This window comes from Mesoterricola sediminis (genome assembly GCF_030295425.1).
In the GTDB taxonomy this organism is placed as follows: Bacteria; Acidobacteriota; Holophagae; order Holophagales; family Holophagaceae; genus Mesoterricola; species Mesoterricola sediminis.
In genome coordinates this window covers 2,944,925-2,961,561 of record NZ_AP027081.1, presented here as the reverse complement: position 1 = coordinate 2,961,561, position 16,637 = coordinate 2,944,925, and the positions used below count along the sequence as shown (strand labels likewise).

General features: G+C 68.0%; 17 protein-coding genes and 1 tRNA gene. 10 read left to right on the top strand and 8 right to left on the bottom strand.

Annotated elements, in window-relative coordinates; all coding sequences use genetic code 11:
* Positions 1–33: 33 nt before the first annotated feature.
* Both R2J75_RS13050 and R2J75_RS13045 read right to left on the bottom strand, forming a co-directional pair.
* Entirely contained in the window at positions 34–1,461 is a 1,428-nt protein-coding gene (locus R2J75_RS13050; protein WP_316410336.1) for a flavocytochrome c, read from the bottom strand.
* 53 nt (positions 1,462–1,514) lie between these two features.
* Positions 1,515–2,744, bottom strand: coding sequence for a PAS domain S-box protein (locus R2J75_RS13045; protein WP_316410335.1), 1,230 nt, complete (start codon positions 2,742–2,744; stop codon positions 1,515–1,517).
* A gap of 262 nt (positions 2,745–3,006) precedes the next feature.
* Here R2J75_RS13045 and R2J75_RS13040 point away from each other — a divergent pair, with 262 nt between their 5' ends.
* The 4 genes from R2J75_RS13040 (at position 3,007) to R2J75_RS13025 (ending at position 7,158) form a co-directional block, all read left to right on the top strand.
* Positions 3,007–4,572: a flavocytochrome c gene (locus R2J75_RS13040; RefSeq protein ID WP_243333879.1), complete on the top strand. Its 1,566-nt coding sequence runs from the start codon at positions 3,007–3,009 to the stop codon at positions 4,570–4,572.
* 62 nt (positions 4,573–4,634) lie between these two features.
* Positions 4,635–5,309 carry a cytochrome c3 family protein gene (locus R2J75_RS13035; RefSeq protein WP_316410334.1) on the top strand — a complete coding sequence of 225 codons (675 nt, stop codon included), beginning with the start codon at positions 4,635–4,637 and terminating at the stop codon, positions 5,307–5,309.
* A gap of 20 nt (positions 5,310–5,329) precedes the next feature.
* Positions 5,330–5,491 carry a Sec-independent protein translocase subunit TatA/TatB gene (locus R2J75_RS13030; RefSeq protein ID WP_243333881.1) on the top strand — a complete coding sequence of 54 codons (162 nt, stop codon included), beginning with the start codon at positions 5,330–5,332 and terminating at the stop codon, positions 5,489–5,491.
* A 233-nt stretch (positions 5,492–5,724) separates the two neighbouring features.
* Positions 5,725–7,158 carry an outer membrane protein assembly factor BamB family protein gene (locus R2J75_RS13025; RefSeq protein WP_316410333.1) on the top strand — a complete coding sequence of 478 codons (1,434 nt, stop codon included), beginning with the start codon at positions 5,725–5,727 and terminating at the stop codon, positions 7,156–7,158.
* Positions 7,159–7,176: 18 nt separating this feature from the next.
* Here R2J75_RS13025 and R2J75_RS13020 read toward each other — a convergent pair whose 3' ends face one another.
* On the bottom strand, positions 7,177–7,419 hold the full coding sequence (locus R2J75_RS13020) for a CDGSH iron-sulfur domain-containing protein (RefSeq protein ID WP_243333884.1): 243 nt from the start codon (positions 7,417–7,419) through the stop codon (positions 7,177–7,179).
* A 144-nt stretch (positions 7,420–7,563) separates the two neighbouring features.
* Between R2J75_RS13020 and R2J75_RS13015 the strand changes: the two genes are divergently transcribed.
* Positions 7,564–7,971, top strand: coding sequence for an ester cyclase (locus R2J75_RS13015; protein ID WP_243333886.1), 408 nt, complete (start codon positions 7,564–7,566; stop codon positions 7,969–7,971).
* Positions 7,972–8,004: 33 nt separating this feature from the next.
* On the top strand, positions 8,005–8,451 hold the full coding sequence (lepB, locus tag R2J75_RS19940; RefSeq protein ID WP_394365846.1) for a signal peptidase I: 447 nt from the start codon (positions 8,005–8,007) through the stop codon (positions 8,449–8,451).
* Positions 8,452–8,932: 481 nt separating this feature from the next.
* Here the strand turns inward: lepB and R2J75_RS13010 are convergent, their stop codons facing one another.
* Positions 8,933–9,244, bottom strand: coding sequence for an XRE family transcriptional regulator (locus R2J75_RS13010; RefSeq protein ID WP_316410332.1), 312 nt, complete (start codon positions 9,242–9,244; stop codon positions 8,933–8,935).
* Between the two features lie 9 nt (positions 9,245–9,253).
* Positions 9,254–9,502: a type II toxin-antitoxin system RelE/ParE family toxin gene (locus R2J75_RS13005; RefSeq protein WP_394365845.1), complete on the bottom strand. Its 249-nt coding sequence runs from the start codon at positions 9,500–9,502 to the stop codon at positions 9,254–9,256.
* A 384-nt stretch (positions 9,503–9,886) separates the two neighbouring features.
* Here R2J75_RS13005 and R2J75_RS13000 point away from each other — a divergent pair, with 384 nt between their 5' ends.
* From R2J75_RS13000 to R2J75_RS12990, 3 genes are all read left to right on the top strand, one after another.
* Positions 9,887–10,453 carry a hypothetical protein gene (locus R2J75_RS13000; RefSeq protein WP_243333888.1) on the top strand — a complete coding sequence of 189 codons (567 nt, stop codon included), beginning with the start codon at positions 9,887–9,889 and terminating at the stop codon, positions 10,451–10,453.
* 72 nt (positions 10,454–10,525) lie between these two features.
* Positions 10,526–11,293 carry an integrase core domain-containing protein gene (locus R2J75_RS12995; protein ID WP_394365844.1) on the top strand — a complete coding sequence of 256 codons (768 nt, stop codon included), beginning with the start codon at positions 10,526–10,528 and terminating at the stop codon, positions 11,291–11,293.
* 223 nt (positions 11,294–11,516) lie between these two features.
* A complete protein-coding gene (locus R2J75_RS12990) occupies positions 11,517–11,921 on the top strand; it encodes a type II toxin-antitoxin system PemK/MazF family toxin (protein WP_316410331.1) in 405 nt (134 codons plus the stop codon).
* Positions 11,922–12,155: 234 nt separating this feature from the next.
* On the opposite strand, the gene R2J75_RS12985 is transcribed toward R2J75_RS12990, so the two are convergent.
* Positions 12,156–12,232: transfer RNA gene (locus R2J75_RS12985), tRNA-Arg, on the bottom strand.
* Positions 12,233–12,603: 371 nt separating this feature from the next.
* On the opposite strand from R2J75_RS12985, the gene R2J75_RS12980 reads away from it, so the two are divergent.
* Positions 12,604–14,946, top strand: a complete 2,343-nt coding sequence (locus R2J75_RS12980; protein WP_243333902.1) for a pentapeptide repeat-containing protein — start codon at positions 12,604–12,606, stop codon at positions 14,944–14,946.
* Between the two features lie 135 nt (positions 14,947–15,081).
* Here the strand turns inward: R2J75_RS12980 and R2J75_RS12975 are convergent, their stop codons facing one another.
* Both R2J75_RS12975 and R2J75_RS12970 read right to left on the bottom strand, forming a co-directional pair.
* Positions 15,082–15,672 (bottom strand): bactofilin family protein, encoded by a 591-nt coding sequence (locus R2J75_RS12975; protein WP_243333903.1) that lies wholly within the window; start codon positions 15,670–15,672, stop codon positions 15,082–15,084.
* A gap of 15 nt (positions 15,673–15,687) precedes the next feature.
* Positions 15,688–16,635: a M23 family metallopeptidase gene (locus tag R2J75_RS12970; protein WP_243346311.1), complete on the bottom strand. Its 948-nt coding sequence runs from the start codon at positions 16,633–16,635 to the stop codon at positions 15,688–15,690.
* Positions 16,636–16,637: the final 2 nt, after the last annotated feature.

The following is a 16,637-nucleotide window of genomic DNA, read 5'->3' as shown; positions in this document are numbered from 1 at the left end:
CCGGATTGTACGGACGCCGCCGGCCCCATCATCCTAATCCTGATCGGATCGGTCGACAATGGCGGACGGCCCAACCCCCGCCACGCCCCGGCCGGCGATCCGGCCGAAGACGATGCATTCGCAGATGGCCACGCCCTGGATCCGGCAGGCGCCGTTCACGCCGCCCGTCACCTCGCCCGCGGCGTACAGGCCCGGGATGGGGGCCAGCCCCTGGGCGTCCAGCACCTGGGCCCGGGGGTTGATGAGCACCCCGCCGTTGCAGTAGTGGACCTTCGGCTTGAGGCGCGCCAGGTAGTAGGGCGGCTCGACCCGGTGGGCGGCGTCGGCCTTCACCGGTTTCCCGAATTCGGGATCGGCGCCCCGGTCCACCCCCTGGTTGTAGGCCGCCAGGGTGGCGGTGAGGGCCTTCAGGTCGATGGATTGGTCCGCGGCCAGGTCCTCGAGGGTCTCGTACCGCCGGACCACCTGCCGCTTCAGGCACTGGGCCAGGTTGGGGTACCGGGTGGCCGCCGCCGCTCCCACGATCACCATGGGGTCCCGGCCGGCGAGGCAGATGCGCCGGGCCCGGGACAGGCGGTCCGTGAGCTCGTTGACGAAGCGCCTGCCGGTGGTGGCGTCCACCATGATCCCGTAGGGGAAGCCCACCAGCACCGAGAACATGGAGCCGACGCCCCAGCCCGCCTCGTCCCGGGAGGTCCAGGGCCCCAGCTGGATCCAGGACAGGTGCACGGGGAGGGCGCCCACCCGCATCGCGGCCACGAGGCCCTCGGCGGTGGCCCCGGGATGGTTCGTCGTGTCCATGGCGGCGTCGAGCGCCGGGTTCAGGGCGGACCGGAAGGCCACATCCTGGCTGAAGCCGCCCGAGGCGAGGACGACGCCCCTCCGGGCCTCCACCGCCAGGATCCGCCCGCTGTCCGGCATGGGGAAGATGTAGCCGTCCTGGACCGAGAGGCCCACGACCCGGCCCGTGCGGTCGCGGACCAGGTCCTTGAGGGCGCACTGCATGCGGACCGGGATGCCCAGCTCCCGGCACTTGACCAGCATCGCCTGGACGATGGCGGCGCCCGAACAATTGGGGGTGATGTAGGTCCTGGGAATGGAATGGCCGCCGCCGTGGATGAGGTCGTCGTCGTAGGCGACCCCCAGGTGGTCCCGGGTCCAGAGGAAGGCCTCCAGCGAATGGTCCGCCACCGTCCGGACCAGGTCCGGATGGTTGAGGCCCTTGCCGGCCCGCATCATGTCCGCGGCGAGGACGTCGGGAGAATCCTGGACGCCGGCCGCGGCCTGCAGGGGGGAGCCCACCACGGCGAACATGCCGCCGCTGATGGCCGAATTGCCGCCGGGGACCCGCATCTTCTCGATCACCAGCACGGAGCACCCGGCCTCCCGGGCCTCGATGGCCGCCGAGAGCCCGGCGAATCCCGTGCCCACGACGACGACGTCATACGCCTCGTCGAACATGACGGTTCCTTCCTTCCTGATCTTCCTGCTCGGGGACTGCACGGGGCGCTCCATCAGATCTTCCTGCTCGCGAGATGACCGTACAGGCTCGTCCTGCCGGAACCGGCGAGGCCGAGCTTCTTCCGGATGTTCTTCCGGTGGGTCTGGATGGTGTCGAAGGCGAGATTCATCATGTTGCAGATGTCCTTGGTGCTGAACCCGGCCTTGATCAGCTTGCAGATCCGGACCTCGGTCTTGCTGAGGTGGAGCAGGCCGATGTCCAGCTCCGCCTCCGAGCCCTGGGTGAGGGAGACCAGGAGCTCCTCGATGAAATCCACGTAGCCCGCCTGGACCTCGTCCCCCAGCGAGGCCTTGAGCTTCTCCAGGGTGGGCAGGATGTCCTCGGCGATGACCCGCGAGAGGCGGGCCACCAGCTCCTGCTGCTCCTCCTCGATGCTCTTGAGCACGTGGCGGAGGGTGATGTTCGCCTCTTCCGTGAGGTGCTTCTCCTGCTCGAGCTGGAGCTTCATGCCCTTCTGCTCGGAGATGTCGTCCACGATCACGGTCCAGAGCCGGGCCCCGTCCACCACGATCAGGCTGATGGTGAAGACGGCGGGGAAGACCCGCCGGTCGATGTAGACGGCGTCGATCTCCTCGCTGACCACCTGGTTTTCCACGAGGGTCCCGAAGAGGTCGTGCAGGCGATCCCCGCCCCGCGCGCAGCACAGCGCCCGGATGGGCATGCCCAGGATGTTCGACGGCTGGAGGCCGAAGATCTCGCAGGCCTTCTGGTTGGATTCCACGATCTCCCGGTCCTCGTCCACCAGGAGGATCCCCTTGCCCACGCCCTGGAAGACGCTCTCCAGCATCTTCTGCGAGCGGGCCAGGCTGCGGGTGCGGTCCTCCACCCGCCGCTCCAGCTCCAGGCGCTGGTTGATGCGCGCCGTGACGTCCTCGAGGATCAGGAGATAGCCGTCCCGGGAGCCGCCGCCCGCCCCGAGGGTGACCAGGTGGATGTCGTAGACCTTGTCCGACCGCTCAGGGATGAAGCGCTTCTGGGTGGCGTCGAGGAGGCTCTGGAGGCTCCCGTACCGGGCGAGCACCTCCTCCAGGCTGCCCTCCTCCAGGCCGAGGCGGATCCAGAAGGGGACGCCCACCGTGGATTCCTTGGGGAAGAGGCGGGCGCCCTCCTGGTTGAGCTGGACGATGGCCCCCGCCGGGTCCGTGAGCAGGACCAGACTGGACGTCGATTCGAAAACTTGCCGGAAAATCGACTTATCTAGCAGCGTTCCATAATGCGGCATGCGCTCCCTGATCGCCCTTTCTCGCGATGCATCCATCCTAGCAGGCTCGGATACCGGAATCGGGTAGAGACCAAGTCCAATTGAAACAATGATTGATGTGGATCGGGGATGCCCGTCTACCCGATTTCTCCCCGGTTTCTCACCTTCAATCGGGGATCCCCGCTTTCTACCCTGCAATTGGAAATCAAGGGAATTTAAGAGGCCAAGTTCTGAAATAACTTAGGCACTCACGCCAAAAACCCACCCCCCAGAGGAGCCAGTAATGGACAACTCTAACAACGAAAGCAAGATGCTGACGGCCGCGGCCGAAGGCGACTCCAGGCGCAACTTCCTGAAGACCTCCCTCACGGCCGGTCTCGTGGCGGCCGCCAGCGGCGGCTTCGCCCTCAACCTCGGCGCCGCCGGCACCGAGCCCAGCAAGCGCCGCCTCCCCCAGAAGTGGGAAGAGTCCTATGACGTCGTCGTCATCGGCTCCGGCTTCGCCGGCCTGGCCGCCGCGGCCGAGGCCGCCGGCAAGGGCGCCTCCGTCATCGTCCTCGAGAAGATGCCGGTCTACGGCGGAAACTCGATCATCAACGGCGGCGAGTACAACGCCTGGACCGACGAGCTTCACCTCCGCGAGAAGCTCGCCCTGGGCGATGACAGCGCCGACACCCACAAGAACGACACCCTCAAGGGCGGCGACTACTTCGGCAGCCCCGAGCTCGTCGAGGTGCTGACCTCCGAGTCCCCGAAGGCCCTGAACTGGATGATCGACGAGGGCGGCCTCAAGCTGCGCAACGTCCTCAACCGCACCGGCGGCCACAGCAAGTACCGCACCCACACCTGCGTGGAGGGCGTCGGCCGCGGCTTCACCGAGGCCCTGCGCAAGATCGCCGAGAAGCGCGGCGCCAAGATCCGCCTCAAGAGCGAAGTCACCTGGATCTGGCGCAAGGACGTGGACGGTCCCGTCCTCGGCCTCGAAGTGAAGGGCGCCAAGGGCCCCATCAACATCCGCGCCCGCAAGGCCGTGGTCATGGCCTCCGGCGGCTTCAGCCGCGACGTCGCCATGCGCCTGATCTACAACCCGAGCCTCAACGCCGGCTACAACTGCACCAACCACAAGGGCGCCACCGGCGAGATGATCCGCTTCGCCCAGGCCATCGGCGCCGACCTGCTCCACATGGCCTTCATCCAGCTCTATCCCTACGCTGATCCCGAGACCGGCATCCTCGACGCCCCCGCCGTCTACCCGTTCCGCGGGCCCGGCTACGGCATCGTCTACGTCGACGAGAAGGGCAAGCGCTTCGTGAACGAGCTCGAGCGCCGCGACGTCGTCAGCCGCGCGGAACTGGCCACCGGCGGCAAGAAGACCTTCTCCATCTTCAACGAGAAGATGATCTCCAAGATGGGCACCAAGGAAGAGGTCGAGATGGGCATGGCCCGCGGCCGCTTCGTCAAGGCCGACACCCTGGAGGAGCTGGGCCGCAAGATCGGCATGGACGGCGCCACCCTCAAGGACACCATCACCCGCCACAACGGCTACCTCAAGGACAAGAAGGATCCCGAGTTCGGCAAGGCCGTCTCCGCCCCGATGCTCCTGATGGAGGAAGGCCCCTACTACGCCATCGCGCAGTGGCCCGCCGTGCACCACACCATGGGCGGCCTCCGCACCAACAAGGAAGCCCGGGTCCTGGACATCTGGGGCAAGCCCATTCCCAGGCTCTACGCCGCGGGCGAAGTCACCGGCGGCCTCCACGGCGCCAACCGCCTCGGCGGCAATGCCACGCCTGACGCCACGGTCTTCGGACGCATCGCCGGCATCAACGCCGCGTCCGAGAAGGCCTGAGCCCCCACCCAAGGAACCGCCCCCCCTCCCCGCGAGGGGGGGCCCTTCCCGGAGAACCACGCATGAAAGGCTGGGCCACCCTCCTCGGCATGCTCTGCATGCTGTCCCTCACCACCCTGCAGGCCGCGCAACCGTGCACCGCCTGCCATCCCGATCTCTCCGCCCAGCTGGGCGCCAAGCACCCGAAGGTGAAGGCGGATGGCATCGCCAAATGCCTCCCCTGCCACGACTCGGCCAAGAAGACCGCTGAGGCCGGCAAGAACGCCTTCAGCGCGCGCCTCCACGCCGCCCACGCCAAGCCCGATTCGGGCGTGGCCTGCGAGGTCTGCCACACCCGCGACGCCAAGGGCTTCGCCGTCCGCGGCGCCCGCAAGCCCCTGGGCAAGGCCTCCGCCGAGGACGTGAAGCTCCTGAAGGAGACCTTCGCCTCCGTGGCCGGCGGCCAGTTCCTCGCCTCCAGCCATGCCAAGGCCGGCCTCGCCTGTTCCGGCTGCCACGCCAGCCGCGTGCCCACCAAGGGCGATTCCGTCGAAGACGAACGCTGCCTGGCCTGCCACGGTCCCCTCGACACCCTCATCGAGAAGACCCGCCCCAAGGATGCGCACCTGCCCAACCCCCACAAGTCCCACTACGGGGCCATGGCGTGCACCGCCTGCCACTTCGGCCACCAGCCGTCCGTGGTCATGTGCAAGGACTGCCATCCGAAGTTCAAACTCACCATTTCCCACGGGAAGTGACAACCAGAAGGTGAAGTGACATGGGAAACCTGGGATTGACCGAGATCCTCCTGATCGGCGTCGCGCTGCTGATCTTCTTCGGACCCTCCAAGCTGCCCGAACTGGGCAAGTCGCTGGGCAGGGGCATCCAGGAGTTCAAGAAGGCCAGCAAGGAAATCACCGCCCCCCTCAAGGGCGAATGAGCCTGGTCGCCTGAGCCCGCCGCGGACCCGCCTCCGGGGGCAGGGCCGGGGTCCGCGGTGCCCTTCCAAGCCCCCCGGGCCCGTCCCGGATCCCCGGCCCCCGCGCGGCCGGAGATCCGGGACGGGTGCGTACCCGCCCGCCTCTCCCGTTCGCCCCTGGTTCCGGCCCCTTCGCCCCACCCCCCCTTGCAGGCGGACGAGCGATGGAGGACGGTGGAATCCAGGAGATGCCCATGAACCCGACCTGCCTGTTCGCCGCCCTGGTCCTGGCCCCCGGTCCGCTCACCGCCCAGGCGCCCGCCCAGTACCGCCTGGGCCCCGATCACCTGGGCGTGGCCGCCGGACCAGCCCGGCTGCCGGGGCCGGTGGCGTGGACGGTCACCACCCAGGGCAAGGTCCGCTCCACCCCGGCCCTCACCGGGGGGCTGGCCTGCTTCGGCAGCGATGACGGCCGATTCCGCGCCGTGGACCTGAAGGATGGCCGCGAGGTCTGGTCCGTGGACCTGGGCGCGCCCATCCCCTGTTCCCCCGCCATCGCCGAAGGGCGGGTGATCGTCCAGGCCCGGGACAACGTCGTGCGGGCCCTGGAGGTGGCGACGGGCCGTCCCCTCTGGACCTTCGCCGGGGGCCCGGACCTGCCGCCCCGGCCGGGCGACTTCCTGGGCTGGGACTTCTGGGTCTCCTCCCCCTGCGTCGCCGGCGGCGTGGTCTACGTCGGGAGCGGCGACGGCCACATCCGCGCCCTGGACCTGGCCACCGGGAAGCTCCGGTGGGCCTTCGCCACGGCCCAGCGGGTGCGCACCAGCCCGGCGGTGAAGGACGGCCTCGTGTACGCCGGCAGCTTCGATGGGCGGGTCTACGCCCTGGACGCCGCCACCGGCCAGGAGCGCTGGCGGTTCGATACGGGCGGCGGCCTCCAGGCCTCCCCGGCGGTCTGGGAGGGCACCGTCTACGTGGGCTCCCGCTCGGCGGCCGTCTTCGCCCTGGACGCCCAGACCGGCGCGCTCCGGTGGCGCACCCCCCGTCCCAACGGCTCCTGGGTGCTCACCGCCCCCGCCATCGCCGGCGGCAAGGTGCTGGTCGGAAGCTCCGACGAGCAGTTCCTCCAGGCCCTGGACGCGAAGACCGGCCAGGAACGCTGGCGCACCGCCCTCCGGTACCGCGTCCTGGGCGCCCCCGTCGTGGCGGGCGGCCTCGTCTACGCCGGGACCGAAGGCGCCTACAGCTACGCCCTGGACCTGGAGACGGGCCTGGTGGCCGGCGCCTTCTACGCCGCCGAGGGCCCCGTCAACGCCTCCCTCGCCCTGGACGCGGACCGCATCCTGGTGCCCTCCGACGACAACCGCCTGGCCGCCTATGCCACGGCGCCCCTTCCCGGGGGGCCGCCCGCCGATGCCGCCCTCCTCCGCGCCCTGGCGGGCACATACCAGCTCGGCCGGCGAACGATCACCCTGGCCCTTCGGGAGGGCCGCCTCGCCTTCCAGCGGGATGGATTCCCCGCCGAACTCTGCCAGGTGGCCGCCGACGGGCGCCTCGACGTGCCCGCCAGCGGCCTCCAGGGCACCTTCACCCGGGATCCCCAGGGCGGCCTCCGGCTCGCCTTCCGCCTGGGCGAACGGGAGGTTCCCGCCACCCGCCTGGAGGCGTGCCCGGGGCCCGGGCGTTGAGGCACCGGCTCGGGGGGATCAGAGCCGCTTGTGGGTGCCGTCGCACAGGGGCTTGGTGCCGCTGTGCTTGCAGGCGCAGAACCACTTGTCGCCCGTCGTGTCCGCCGTGTACGCCAGCGGCGTGAAGGCGCTGCCCTTGTGGGAACCATCGCAGAACGGCTGCTTCGCGCTGGCGCCGCACGCGCACCAGTGGTAGGTCTTGCCGGCCTCGACGGCCACCTTGATGGGGCTCTTCTGGGGGATGAGGGGGGTGTCGGACATGCCTGGCTCCTGGGAAAAGGAGGGTCATGGCGGGCGCTCGAATGAGCCGCTTGTCTTGACGATCCGGGCCCCATCATCCCACCATCCGTCTTTCCGGGGGGGGGCCAATCCACCGCCCGCCCCCCGAATCCCCCAGGAGTCCCCATGACCGCCAACAAGGAGCTCGTCCGACGCTTCAACCGCGAAATCATCCAGAACGGGAACCTGGAGGTCTTCCGCGACCTGGTCGCCCCGGACTTCGTGAACCGCACCGCCGCGCCGGGCGCGCCCAACGGCCCCGAAGGCTTCCTCGCCTTCTTCACCCAGGTCCTCCGGCGGGCCTTCACCGACCTCCAGGTCGAGATCCACGACCAGATCGAGGAGAACGGCAAAGTGGTCACCCGGAAGACCCTCGCCGGCACCCACACCGGCCCCTTCCTCGGCCACGCGCCCACCGGCAGGCGCATCACCATCCAGGTGACCGACATCGTGCGGATCGAGGGCGGCAAGTACGCCGAGCACTGGGGCAGCGCCGACCTCCACGGCGCCCTGGCCCAGATCACCTCGGCCTAGGGGCTGCCCAGGGAAGGGCCCCTCCGAGGGCGGATGGCTTCGGGCCCGCCTCGCGCCACCTTGGAGGGCCGCGCCCTCCCCGGCGACGAGGTGGAGGTCCGGGAAGGGCGGTTGTGGCTCAATGGCCGGGACGGGGGACCGTGCCCCTTTCCCCGGGTGGACGGACCCCCCCGAACGGGTCTTGGCCCCCTCGTCGTTCCGCCTGGGCATGTGTACTGCGTGGGCGACAACCGCGGGTGCAGCTACGACAGCCGGCACTGGGGCCCCCTTCCGGAGGAGGCCGTCCAGGGTCGCGTGCTCTACACCCTTTGGCCGGGCTCAGGAGGGCCGAGGGATCGGTGGCGGCGCCTCGGCCGGCGCCCTGGGCCGGCCTACCCCTTCCCGTTCCAGGCCGACAGCAGCTCGAATGACGCCCGGCGGTTCGGGCCGGCTATCGCGCGCCCGCAGCGCCTCTCCTTGCCCGGACGAGCGTGGGGCTAGCCTGCCTCCATGGCGTGGCATCAAGGATCTCCTGCCTGTCCGTTCCAGCAGGCCTCTTGTGGGGGGAGAAGGCGGCAGGGGGCCCCTCCCATGGCCGAGCACGGGCCGCTGGGCATGGGACGACGCCTTCCGGAATGGCAGAGGGGGGCAGGAGGAGGCATCCGCCCGTGGTGCTTGACCTGGCGAACCCAGGCACGCGCTGGCTTGGAGGTGGCCATGGCCGCTGATGCCCGGCGCTGGAGCATACGTGCCGAAAGATGGAAGGGGTCCTGCGCTCACGGAGGGGCGAGCCCCTGACCGACGGGGGCGTGGCGCGTTTCTGATGGACCCTGACGCAGCAGCTCATCGGGGGGAGGATCCATGTTCCCGCTCGACTGTCGACCCCCTGCTTCCGAGGTGGGAGACCGCCTTGGAGGCTTCCCCGTAGGCGCTGCCTCCTCGCCAGGACGGGAAGGGTGGGGGACCTTGGGAGATCCGAAGCCTAAGGGTGGAGGGCAGCCGCCACCGTTTCGCGAGTCCCACCCAGTTTCAGGATGGAGCGAATCAGCAGGTCGACGGTGACGGTTTTGTCGGCCCGTTCCATTTTGGCCACGCGGGACTGGCTGGACTGGAGCCGATTGGCGGCAGCAAGCTGGGTGAGGTGCTGCTCCATGCGGAGCCTCCGCAGGGTGGCGGCCAGCGCTACCTTCATGTCAATGAAGGCCTCGTCTTCGCTGGAAAGCTTGAGGAAGTCGGTGGGAGTACCGACGGCCCAGCCAGCAGCTTCCAACTTCGCTCGCCTTGCCTTGTCCATGTCGTTCTCCTACTTGATCGCCTTGAGATACCTCGCCAGCCTTGCTTTGCACTCGTCGGTCACAAGCTGAGGGGTGGCCCGGTCCTTCTTCTTGAAGACCTCCAAAATCACGATCGCATCGGGCTCAGTGCGATAGCTGATTCGCCAGATCTTGTCCCTGTCGGTGATCCGAAGCTCGTGACACCGGGTGCCAATGGAGGGCATGGGTCTGGAGTGGGGAAGCTCCAGAAGCACGCCTTGTTGGAGTTGCCGCAGCAAGATTCCCTTCGCGCCTCTCGGGAGAAGGGAGGGGTTGGGATCTCACCTTTGAGCCAGGCAGAACCTTGTCTTCTTGTCTGGACCCATCAGAATATGTCCGATCTGACATCGGGTCAAGACCTCCTTCCGAAACGAGAGGTCCCTTCATCTGCCCGGATTCCAGGGAAGCGGAAGGAGCGTCCTCGTCAATCACGATTCCTTCGTCCTGGAGGTTTCGAGAGCTTTTCAGCACGGACAGGGGATGACTCAGGCGGATTTGTCGGATAGACGGTCTGCCTTCTCCGCGAAGTGCATCGATGCGTCTGCATCGTGGCGCTTGATTGGAGGCCCCTTGAACCCATGCGATGATCGATCCATGGCCCAAATGGGCCCATCAGGAAACCCATGAGCGAATCGCCCGGAAAGATCCCCAAGAAGGTCAAGGAAAAGCGCGAACGTCCCCCGGACATGACCGAATCCATCAAGCACAGCAATATCATGTACGGCTGGACCGAAAGCGAGCGAAGGATGCTCCCGGGCCGGGTGGACTACGGCGCCTCCTACCTCAGGCACCCCAAGTTCCTCAGCCTGATGGAGGCCTTCAAGAAAGGCCAGTCCTTCACCTTCGACGTCACCAGCAACGGCGTGACCTGCCCGATCGCCACCGACGGCACGTACATCACCTTCAAGGGAAGGACCTTGTTCTACTCCCGCGCTTTCAGCAAGCAGGAGGACAACCTGTTCCTGGACCGGAAGGGCGTTGTCCAGTTCCAGACCCAGGAACCGGCGGTCCACCTGGTGTTCGCCGTCCTGCGCAGCCTGCCGGAACTGGGCGAAGCCCAGCTGAAATACCACAACCGGAAGTTCTACCATGGCATGGACACCCTGGATACGGATTCCTCCGAGCCGGGCGTCAATCTCCTCCTTGGAAACTACAAGCACATGAAGGCCAAGGATTTCCTGAAGAAGTGAGGGATCCCGCCCAGGAGCCGGAGTTCAGCCGCGGAAGACCTTGGCGAGGGAGGTCCCTCCCTTGAAGACCACGTGTACCCCCTGGTGTTCATGGATGCCCTGCGGGTGCGGATCCGCGACGAGGGAACCGTAAAGAACAAAGCCATCTACCTGGCCCTGGGGGTTCGCCGGGATGGCCGGAAAGAGGTCCGGGGGCTCTGGATCGAGCAGACGGAGGGTGCCAAGTTTTGGCTGCGGGGGGTGACCGAGCTGAAGAACCGCGGGGTGAAAAACATCCTGACCGTCGTGGACCAGTTCACCAAGGAATGCATCGCGCTCCACGCCAAGCCGCGCCTCCTGGGCTCGGACGTGGCGGAGGCACTGGACTTGGCCATCTGTGAGCGCGGCAAGCCCTTGTCCATTACGGTGGACAATGGCGCGGAGTTCGCAGGAAAAGTCATGGACGCCTGGTCCGATCTCCACAAGGTCAACCTGGCCTTCATCCGGCCTGGAAAGCCCACGGAAAACGCCTTCATCGAGAGCTTCAACGGCCGCCTGCGAGCCGAGTGCCTGAACGTGGAAATCTTTCGGAGCATGGGCGAAGTCCACGGGAAGCTTGCGGCCTGGCACCAGGATTACAACCTGCATCGCCCGCACAGTTCCATCGGCTACCTGACGCCCCTGGAATTCGCGGCGCGGAGCAGGCGGAGCCCTTCGCCCTCGCTGAGGATGAATCGGCCCGGGCTCGGCGGCGTCAAGGGAGAAAGCGCCCTTGACGCCGCCGTCCCCAGGCCGTTGTTGCTCCGCAATGAGGGCGAAGGGCCTTCCGGCGACGGGCTTTTATGTGAGGCTATACTGTGATTTCAACCCATGCTCCAGAGGCCGACCAGATCGGCGCCGGGCTTTCCAGAGGCCGAAAAGCTTACTTTACGGCTGGTTCCAAAATGGGGATGGGCTCACTTCGTTTGGTTTCCAATTTTGGGGAAGACCAGGCGCAGGGCCCCCCCCGGCGTCAAGGGCTGTTCCACATGGACAATGCTGGTGGGGGTTGGAACGGTATCATGGGTCACAAAGGAATGGAGCCATGGCCTTACCGTTCGACCCGAAGCCTGGAACCATCGTGATCTGTGATTTCAGGGGTTTCATCGCCCCGGAAATGGTGAAGCCGAGACCTGCGATCGTGGTCTCCCCAAAGTTCCGTCGGCGAGAAAAACTGTGCACGATAGTTCCCCTCAGCACGACTGATCCGCGCAAGGTGGAGCCCTACCATCATCTCCTCACCCTTGATCCGCCCCTCCCTTACCCGTTCGATTCCCCGACCTGCTGGGTGAAGGGCGACCTCCTTTACACGGTCTCGTATGAGCGCCTGGACCTTCCCCACAAACGAGAGCCGTATTCGAGGAGAACCTTTATCACGCGCATCATAGGAGAAGATGACCTAGAAAAAATCCGCATCTGTATTCAGCATGGGTTGGGCATCCTTTCTTGACCGACTTGACACCCGGATGTATCGTTAGGGTGTCTCCGCTCTGCTTCGGCATCGGGCTTAAGTCCCCCGAGAAGGGGGCCACTGCGACCGGGAGATACCAATTCCACGCAGTGCCAGAACACCGGGCCTCCTACCAGGGAGGCCCTTCTCATGCCTACCCGACCGGATGCAGGCACCATGCAGGACGCAACAAAAAGGCCCTTCATTGGTGAAGGGCCTAAGTGTTGTATTGATTGGTGGTCCCGGAGCGACTCGAACGCCCGACCCTCAGATTCGTAGTCTGATGCTCTATCCAGCTGAGCTACGGGACCGCGGTGGTCTTTCAGTCTACCAAATCGGTTCGGAAAATCCACTGAAAATCGCGGGCGGCGCCAAGGAGGGGATCGGGAGGGGCCGGGAAGGGGGGCTTCCCGGGCGGGTCCGGGGGGGCCTGAAACCCTTGGAACGCTTGTGGAATCCTGTTGCCCGGCCTGGAGTGCCAAGAGTAGACTGGAAACACCATCAAATCCGGATCAAAGCCAAGCCCCCTTTGGTATTTGCCTTGGTCCGGGCCGCTTGAAATCGCATCCCCCGCGCGGGGCCGGTTGGGCGACAATCGTCCTGTGCCCTTCGGCCGCCGCGGCGCCGGTCCAGATCTGCTGCCATTCTCCACGCCATTCCACCCGGTTGAAAAGGAAGTCCCATGAGCGAGCTGACACGTAAGGAAGTGGTCTTCATCCTGAAGTCAGGGAAGAGCTTCCAGCGCACGGACCTCAGCGGCCTCGACCTGCGGGGGTTCGACCTGTCGGGGGCCAACCTGGCCGAGGCGAACCTGGCCGGAACGGTGCTCAACCGGGCCCTGCTCCGGGGCGCGGACCTGGCCGGGGCGGACCTGCGGCTGGCGAACCTGGACGAGGCGGACCTCGAGGGCGCCAACCTGAGCCGGGCCCAGCTCAAGGGCGTGAACCTCGCGGGGGCCAACCTCGCGAAGGCCAACCTGAGCTACTTCGACATCTCGCAGTACGACGCCACGACGATCCCGAACATGCGCGGGACCGTGCTCACCGGCGCCGTGCTCTCCGGCGTGAACTTCAGCGGGGTCGACCTCAGCGGGAAGGACCTGCGCGGGGCCGACCTCAGCGGCGCGGATCTCCGCCAGACGGTGCTGGACGGCGCGAACCTCGAGGGCGCGAACCTCTCCCGCTCCACCCTGCTGGGCGCGAGCCTCAACGGCGCGAACCTGGTTGGCGCCGATCTCAGCGGCGCGGTGCTGGGCGGCGCGAGCCTCGTGCGGGCCAACGCCTCCGGGGCCAGCTTCGCCGACGCGGACCTCCACCTCGCCAACCTCAGCAGCGCCGACCTGGGCAAGGCCGACCTGAGCCGCGCGAACCTCAAGGGCGCCGTCCTCAGCGGCTCGAACCTCGCGGGCGCCGTGCTGCGCTTCCTGGACATCCTCGCCTACGACAAGGCCGACATCCCCGACCTGACGGGGGCCAACCTCAGCGGGGCGGACCTCAGCGGCACGAACCTGCGCGGCATCAACCTGAACCAGGGCATCCTCACCGGGGCCAACCTCGGCGCCGCCGTCCTCCGCCACGCCACGATGGAGGGCGCGGTCCTCCAGGGCGCGGACCTGCACGGGGCCGACCTCTCCGGCGCGAACCTGACAGGCGCCGTCCTCGCGGGCGCGAACCTCTCCCAGGCCCTCCTGGCCCAGGCCGTGCTCAGCGGCGCGGACGTCCACGGGGCGAACCTGAACGGCGCGGACCTCCGCGAGATCACCTTCACGGGCGCGAACCTCACCGCCGCCGACCTCACCGGCGCCTCCCTCAGCGGGGCGATGCTGGAGGGCGCGGTCCTGGCCGAGGCCCGGCTGGTGGACGCCAAGCTGCGCCGCGTGAACCTGGCCGAGCGCGACCTGCGCCGGGCCGACCTGTCCAAGGCGGACCTGGCCGCGGCCAACTTCGAGGGCGCCAACCTCTCCGGTGCCGTCCTGGTGGGCGCCAACCTGGAGGAGACCCAGCTGGGCGGGGCGAACCTGACCGGCGCGGACCTCCACGGGGACGACCTCCGCAGCGCGAACCTCTGCGGCGCCGACCTCACCCAGGCCAACCTGGGCACGACGGATCTGCAGGGCGTGATCCTCAGCGCCAACCTCACGCAGGCGAACCTCTCCTGGGCCAACCTGAAGGACGCCCAGCTCGACAAGGCCATCCTCAAGGGCGTGAACCTGAGCGGCGTGGACCTCAGCGGCTTCGACCTCCAGGGCATGGACCTCACGGCCGGCGTCCTGGACGGGGCCAAGCTCTCCAGCATCAACCTGCAGGGGGCCGTCCTCCGCGGGGCCCAGGCCGTCGGCGCCTCCTTTGGCGGCGCCAGCCTCGCCGACGCGGACCTGGGCGAGGGCGATTTCAGCGGCGCCAACTTCATGGGCGTCAACTTCGAGCGCGCGAACCTGGAAGGCGCCAAGCTGGCCTCCCTGCCCACCGAGGCCTGGGGCGAGTACCGCACCAACCTGAGCAACGCGAACCTCGCCGGGGCCAACCTCTCCGGCGCCGACCTCTACCAGGCCAACCTCAACGAGGCGAACCTCCACAACGCGAACCTCTCCGGCGCCTCCATGGTGTGGGCCGACCTCCGCGGCGTGGACCTGCGGAAGACCTCCCTGGTGGGCACCAACCTGAAGGGCGCGAACCTGGACGGGGCCAACCTGTGCGGGGCCGACCTGCGCGAGACGGTGCTCAAGGACGCCTACCTGGACCGGGCCAACCTCTCGGGCGCGAACCTGAGCGGCACGAACCTGGCCAACGCGGACCTGCGCTTCTGCAACCTCATCGACGCCTCCATGGACGGGGCCAACCTCAGCGGCGCCAACCTCAGCGGCGCCAACCTGGTCTGGACCAACCTGAGCGGCGCCAACCTGATGCGGGCCAACCTCAACCAGGCCAAGCTCAGCGGCGCCCACCTGGGCGGCGCGGACCTGCGGGAGACGGACCTCACCGAGGCCAACCTCCACGGGGCCAACCTCAGCGGCGCCAAGCGCTGACGGGGCGCGCCGCGGGGTTCCGCGGCGCCTCGTTCGTTGCCCGGTCCAGCGCGCGGCCTTCCGACCCGCCCGCTGAACCGGGCAGGTTCTGTAGGCGGCGCCGGGGCCTAGGCTCGGCTTCTTACCCGGCTGGTGCTAGCGGCCGAGCTTGGGCTCCAGGCCCTTGGCGAAGCCATGGTCCAGGGCACCGCTGGTGCCGTTGAGGGGCGGGAAGGGGCGGTCCAGCACGGGCTCCAGGTTGCGGCCGGGGCCAGGCGGGGGCAGCGGCAGGGGCGCGGGCGTGGCCGCCGCCGGGGCGGTGGCGGGCGCCGGCACGGGGGCCAGGGCGGGCGCGGCGGGAACGGGTTCGGGGGTGGCCTCGGACGCCCGGGCGACGCCCCGGCGGGTGCAATTGCCCTGGAGGGTGCCGCCCTCGTCCACGACGAGGGAGCCCAGCTCCACCTCGCCCTCGACGATGCCGGTGCCGTGGATCTCCAGGCACTCGTCGATGCGGAAGACCCCTTCCACGCGGCCGGTGACGATGAGGTGCTTGGCGACGATGGTGCCCTTCACCAGGCCGGTGGGGGCGATGGTGACCTCCCCCTCGCTGGTGATGGTGCCCTCGATGGTGCCCTCGATGCGCAGGCTGTTGGTCCCGGCGACCACCTCGCCCTTCCAGAGCGTGCCCTTGCCCAGCAGGGTGTGGACGGCCGTGGCGGGCTCAGGGCGCTTCTTGTTGCTGAACATCTGGGGGCTCCTCCTTCATCGCAGGCCCTTGAGCCATTCGCGCTGGAGGCGCATGTAGGGCTGGGGATTCACGGGTCTGCCGTTGAGCCGGACTTCGTAGTGGAGATGGACGCCCGTGGCCTTGCCCGTGCGACCCATGTACCCCAGGATATCGCCTCGGGAGACCTTCTGTCCCGTTTTCACCCGCAGGCGGCTCATGTGGGCGTAGAGGGTCTCGACGCGGTCCGTGTGGGCCAGGACGACGCCATTGCCGTAGCGGTCCATCCAGCCGGCCTCGACCACCTCGCCGTCGGCGGTGGCCTGGATGGGAGTGCCCTCGGCGTTGGTGATGTCGAAGCCCGAGTGATAACCGAGCAGGCTGTCGCCCTCCTCGTTGGCCCGGGAGAAGGGGCTGAGGCGGATGCCGAACCCCGAACTGAGGTAGCCAGCGGTCGGGGGGATGCTGGGGGTGTGGTTCCAGCGGTCGATGATGGGGTCCATGCGGGCCCGGAGCAGGTGGGCCTGAGCGGACGCCCGCTCAAGCTGGCCCCGGAGCTCGCTCACCTTCCGGCTGTCCGCGGGGGGCGGGGGGGTGCTGCCGGGGGAGGGGGGCAGGGCGGGGGCGGGGTTCTTGGGATCCAGGAGGCGCAGGAGGTCCGACATCTGCTGCCGGAGGGTCTGGAGCTCCCCGTCCAGGGCGTGGGCCTGGTTCAGGGTCTCCTTGAGCTGCTCCTTCTGCGCGTAGGTCTCGCGCTGGAGGCTGCTGAAGCTCATGAGCTTCTTGGTGGCCCAGAGGCCGTAGGCGCTCCCGGTCATGGCCACCACCCAGATGACCCCGACCGTGGCGAGAATGCGCATGAGGATGCGCCGCTCGAGGCTCCACCGGAAGGTCCGGTGGGCGAAGACGAACATGACCGTGAGGAACTGCTCCGCGTCGGGACGGCTCGTGCGCAGGCCTCGTCGGGCAAAAGTCTTCTTGGCCATAG

Excerpts from the sequence above, each read along its gene's own strand:
- R2J75_RS13010 (WP_316410332.1), bottom strand. The coding sequence starts at position 9,244 with ATGGACAAGGCAAGGCGAGCGAAGTTGGAAGCTGCTGGCTGGGCCGTC.
- R2J75_RS13015 (WP_243333886.1), top strand. The coding sequence starts at position 7,564 with ATGACCGCCAACAAGGAGCTCGTCCGACGCTTCAACCGCGAAATCATC.
- R2J75_RS12970 (WP_243346311.1), bottom strand. The coding sequence starts at position 16,635 with ATGGCCAAGAAGACTTTTGCCCGACGAGGCCTGCGCACGAGCCGTCCC.
- R2J75_RS13035 (WP_316410334.1), top strand. The coding sequence starts at position 4,635 with ATGAAAGGCTGGGCCACCCTCCTCGGCATGCTCTGCATGCTGTCCCTC.
- R2J75_RS13045 (WP_316410335.1), bottom strand. The coding sequence starts at position 2,744 with ATGCCGCATTATGGAACGCTGCTAGATAAGTCGATTTTCCGGCAAGTT.
- R2J75_RS13000 (WP_243333888.1), top strand. The coding sequence starts at position 9,887 with ATGAGCGAATCGCCCGGAAAGATCCCCAAGAAGGTCAAGGAAAAGCGC.
- R2J75_RS13040 (WP_243333879.1), top strand. The coding sequence starts at position 3,007 with ATGGACAACTCTAACAACGAAAGCAAGATGCTGACGGCCGCGGCCGAA.
- R2J75_RS12980 (WP_243333902.1), top strand. The coding sequence starts at position 12,604 with ATGAGCGAGCTGACACGTAAGGAAGTGGTCTTCATCCTGAAGTCAGGG.
- R2J75_RS12975 (WP_243333903.1), bottom strand. The coding sequence starts at position 15,672 with ATGTTCAGCAACAAGAAGCGCCCTGAGCCCGCCACGGCCGTCCACACC.
- lepB (WP_394365846.1), top strand. The coding sequence starts at position 8,005 with ATGGCTTCGGGCCCGCCTCGCGCCACCTTGGAGGGCCGCGCCCTCCCC.
- R2J75_RS13020 (WP_243333884.1), bottom strand. The coding sequence starts at position 7,419 with ATGTCCGACACCCCCCTCATCCCCCAGAAGAGCCCCATCAAGGTGGCC.
- R2J75_RS13030 (WP_243333881.1), top strand. The coding sequence starts at position 5,330 with ATGGGAAACCTGGGATTGACCGAGATCCTCCTGATCGGCGTCGCGCTG.
- R2J75_RS13025 (WP_316410333.1), top strand. The coding sequence starts at position 5,725 with ATGAACCCGACCTGCCTGTTCGCCGCCCTGGTCCTGGCCCCCGGTCCG.
- R2J75_RS12990 (WP_316410331.1), top strand. The coding sequence starts at position 11,517 with ATGGCCTTACCGTTCGACCCGAAGCCTGGAACCATCGTGATCTGTGAT.
- R2J75_RS13050 (WP_316410336.1), bottom strand. The coding sequence starts at position 1,461 with ATGTTCGACGAGGCGTATGACGTCGTCGTCGTGGGCACGGGATTCGCC.